At 69.2% G+C, this 3,275-nt stretch carries 4 protein-coding genes; 2 read left to right on the top strand and 2 right to left on the bottom strand.

The genetic code is table 11. The annotated features are described in order from the left end of the window. Positions 1–433 (bottom strand): CvpA family protein (locus AX681_RS11790; RefSeq protein ID WP_066682302.1); only part of this gene is annotated, 433 nt, incomplete at its 3' end. A 102-nt stretch (positions 434–535) separates the two neighbouring features. Between AX681_RS11790 and AX681_RS11785 the strand changes: the two genes are divergently transcribed. Together AX681_RS11785 and AX681_RS11780 are read left to right on the top strand one after the other, a co-directional pair. Continuing rightward, entirely contained in the window at positions 536–1,417 is an 882-nt protein-coding gene (locus AX681_RS11785; RefSeq protein WP_066659624.1) for a DMT family transporter, read from the top strand. Between the two features lie 49 nt (positions 1,418–1,466). Further along, a complete protein-coding gene (locus tag AX681_RS11780; protein WP_066659626.1) occupies positions 1,467–1,877 on the top strand; it encodes a hypothetical protein in 411 nt (136 codons plus the stop codon). On the opposite strand, the gene radA is transcribed toward AX681_RS11780, so the two are convergent. Beyond that, a complete protein-coding gene (gene radA / locus AX681_RS11775) occupies positions 1,824–3,191 on the bottom strand; it encodes a DNA repair protein RadA (RefSeq protein WP_066659628.1) in 1,368 nt (455 codons plus the stop codon). The two genes, AX681_RS11780 and radA, sit on opposite strands and share 54 nt — an antisense overlap. Positions 3,192–3,275 lie beyond the last annotated feature (84 nt).

Below are 3,275 nucleotides of genomic sequence, written 5' to 3'. Positions count from 1 at the left end.
GACCGGCGGTCATCCATTCCGGGCGCTGGGCCGGACCGCCGCTGACGGTGTCGACCGCGAGCGCGACGACGAGGAAGGCGAGGCTGGCGAGGATCAGCCCCTTCACCGCGCCGAAGCCGAGGCCGAGCGCGCGGTCGACCGGGCCGAGAAAGCCCGAACGGGTGCGCGATCCGATCGCATTGGCGACCACGCGCCCGCCGAAATAGGCGATGCCGCCGAGCAAGGCGAAGGCGAGTACCGCCGCCCCCTGTACCGTCCCGACCGGCTCGGCCAACGCGGCAGCGACGGGGGTGTGGAGGAAGCGGATCGCCGCAACGACGAGCAGCCATGCCATCAGCGACAGCACTTCGGTGACGAAGCCGCGCATCGCGCCGGTGATCGCCGCCGCGCCCACGCCCAGCAGCACCAAGATGTCGATTGCCGTCAGTCCCATTGCGCGCCTCCCCGCCCTGCCCGCCTCATAGCCGCGACGCGCGGCTTGTCGAAGCCCCGATTTGTGCGCATGGCCGCTGCACACCGCCATCGGGAGCCCAGCATGACCGCCCATCACCCGCTCCGCGGCGCATCCTTGTTCATCTTCGGGCTGCTGCTGTTCGCGTGCCTCGATGTCACCGTCAAATATCTGGGGTCACGGTACGATGTGCCGCTGATCGTCGCGATCCGCTATGCGGGCAATCTGGTGCTGATGACCGCGCTGCTCGCGCCGCGTCGCGGTCCCGAGATGCTGCGCACCCGGCGCACGGGATGGGTGATCGCCCGCGCGCTGGCGCTGTCGACCGGATCGCTGTCGATCGGTCTCGCGCTGCAGCGGATGCCGGTGGCCGAGACCAGCGCGATCCTGTTTTTCGCCCCGGTGGTCGTGATCCTCGCGGCCGGGCCGCTGCTCGGCGAGAAGGTCGGCGTGGCGGGCATCGGCGCGGCGGCGCTGGGCTTTATCGGCGTGCTGTTCATCGTGCGGCCCGGCGGCGGGCTCGATCCGGTCGGGGTGCTGCTGGCCGGGGTCGGGATGGTGACCACCAGCATCTATCAGCTGTTGTCGCGCAGCCTGGCGCGGACCGAGAGCACGATCGCGATGCTGTTCTACACCACGCTGACCGGGACGGTGATCTTTGGCGCGATGGCCCCGTGGTTCGTCCCCGACCGGATGCCCGGCGGGTTCGACCTGCTGCTGTTGCTCAGCCTGGGCGTCTATGGCGGGCTGGGCCATTTCCTGTTCACCGCGGCCTATCGCGACACGCCGGCGTCGGTGCTGGCGTCGCTCAACTATCTGCAATTGCTGTTCGTCGCGCTGCTCGGCTGGCTGATTTTCGCGCATATCCCGGATCGCTGGAGCCTGACCGGCATGGCGATCATCGCCGCGTCGGGAATCCTCGCGGCGTGGCGCGCGCGGCGTCCGCCGGTGAAGCGGAGCGTGTGAGGGGCAGATCGGCTTTGGATAAAGGTGGCGCGCGCCCTATCTGAAGCGCATGATCCTGCTTCGTCGCTTCTTCCTGGTCGCCTTCTGGGCGGCGCTGATCTTCGCATTCGTGATGGCGGTGTTGCCAAAACCGCCCGCCTTGCCGGGTGATCCGGGGGACAAGGTGCAGCATATCATCGCGTTCATCGTGCTGACCGGACTGGCGCGGCTCGCCTATCCGCGCGCGCGGGCGCTGACCCTGCTGCTCGCCTTTGCCCTGTTCGGGGCGCTGATCGAGCTGACCCAGATGCTGCCCGCGCTGGGGCGGACGGCGGCGCTGGACGACTGGCTGGCCGATGTGGCGGCGACGATCGTGGTGCTGGCGGTGCTCGATCCCGCGCGGCACTTGCTGGCGCGGCGGAAGCGCTCAGCGTCCGAGCATGTGATCGACGAAACCGGCGAGGTTGCGGAAGCCGGTTAGCGCGACGCTGCCCTCCTTGGGCTGGGCCGAGGGGACGAGCGCGCGGGTGAAGCCGAGCTTCCCGGCTTCCTTGAGGCGCAGCGCGCCATGCGCGACCGGGCGCACTTCGCCCGACAGCGCGATTTCGCCGAACGCCACCATGTCGGTCGCGACCGGGCGTTCGGACAGCGCCGAGATCAGCGCCGCAGCAACCGCCATGTCCGCCGCCGGATCCTGCACGCGATAGCCGCCAGCGATGTTGAGATAGACTTCGCTGGTCGCGAAGCTGAGGCCGCAGCGTGCCTCCAGCACCGCGAGGATCATCGCCAGCCGCCCGCTGTCCCAGCCCACCACCGCGCGACGCGGGGTCGCGCCCGATGCGAGGCGGACCACCAGCGCCTGAATCTCCACCAGCACCGGGCGCGTGCCCTCCAGCGCTGGGAACACCACCGTGCCGCTGACGCTTTCGTCGCGGCTGGTGAGGAACAGCGAGGACGGATTGCCGACTTCGGTCAGCCCCTCGCTCTGCATCGCGAATACGCCGATCTCGTCAGTGCCGCCGAAGCGGTTCTTGACCGCGCGGAGGATGCGGTACTGGTGGCTGCGCTCACCCTCGAACGCCAGCACGGTATCGACCATATGTTCGAGCACGCGCGGCCCGGCGAGGCTGCCGTCCTTGGTGACATGGCCGACCAGCACCAGCGCGGTGCCGCGTTCCTTGGCGAAGCGGATCAGCTCCTGCGACGATGCGCGCACCTGGCTGACCGTGCCGGGCGCGCCTTCGATCAGGTCGCTGTGCATCGTCTGGATCGAATCGATGATCAGCAGGTCGGGCGGGGTCGCGCCGCCGAGCGTGGTGAGAATATCGCGCACGCTGGTCGCCGAGGCGAGCTGGACCGGGGCATTGCCAAGGCCGAGGCGGCGCGCGCGCAGCCGCACCTGATCCGCCGCCTCCTCGCCCGAGACATAGGCAACGCTCTTGCCCGCCAGCGCCATCCTGGCCGCCGCCTGCAGCAACAGCGTCGATTTGCCGATGCCGGGATCGCCGCCGATCAGCGTCGCCGACGCCTCGACGAACCCGCCGCCCAGCGCGCGGTCGAGCTCGGCAATGCCGGTGCCCATCCGCGCGGGCAGCGGGACATCGGCGTCGAGCCCGGACAGCAGGATCATCCGCCCGCCGCCCTGCAGGTTATGCTTGGCCTGAAACGGCGTCACGACCGCGCCGGCATCCTCGACCAGCGTGTTCCACTCACCGCAATCGGCGCATTGCCCCGCCCATTGCGACGTGACCGAGCCGCAGGACTGACAGACGTAACGCTTCTTGGGTTTGGCCATGGCACGTGCTTAACGAAAATGGAACGATAAGGGAACAAAAATCCTCCCCCGCCAGGGGGAGGTGGCACGCGCAGCGTGACGGAG

Source organism: Sphingomonas sp. CCH9-E2 (assembly GCF_001557215.1).
GTDB lineage: Bacteria > Pseudomonadota > Alphaproteobacteria > Sphingomonadales > Sphingomonadaceae > Sphingomonas.
This window is presented reverse-complemented; position numbering and strand designations above follow the sequence as displayed.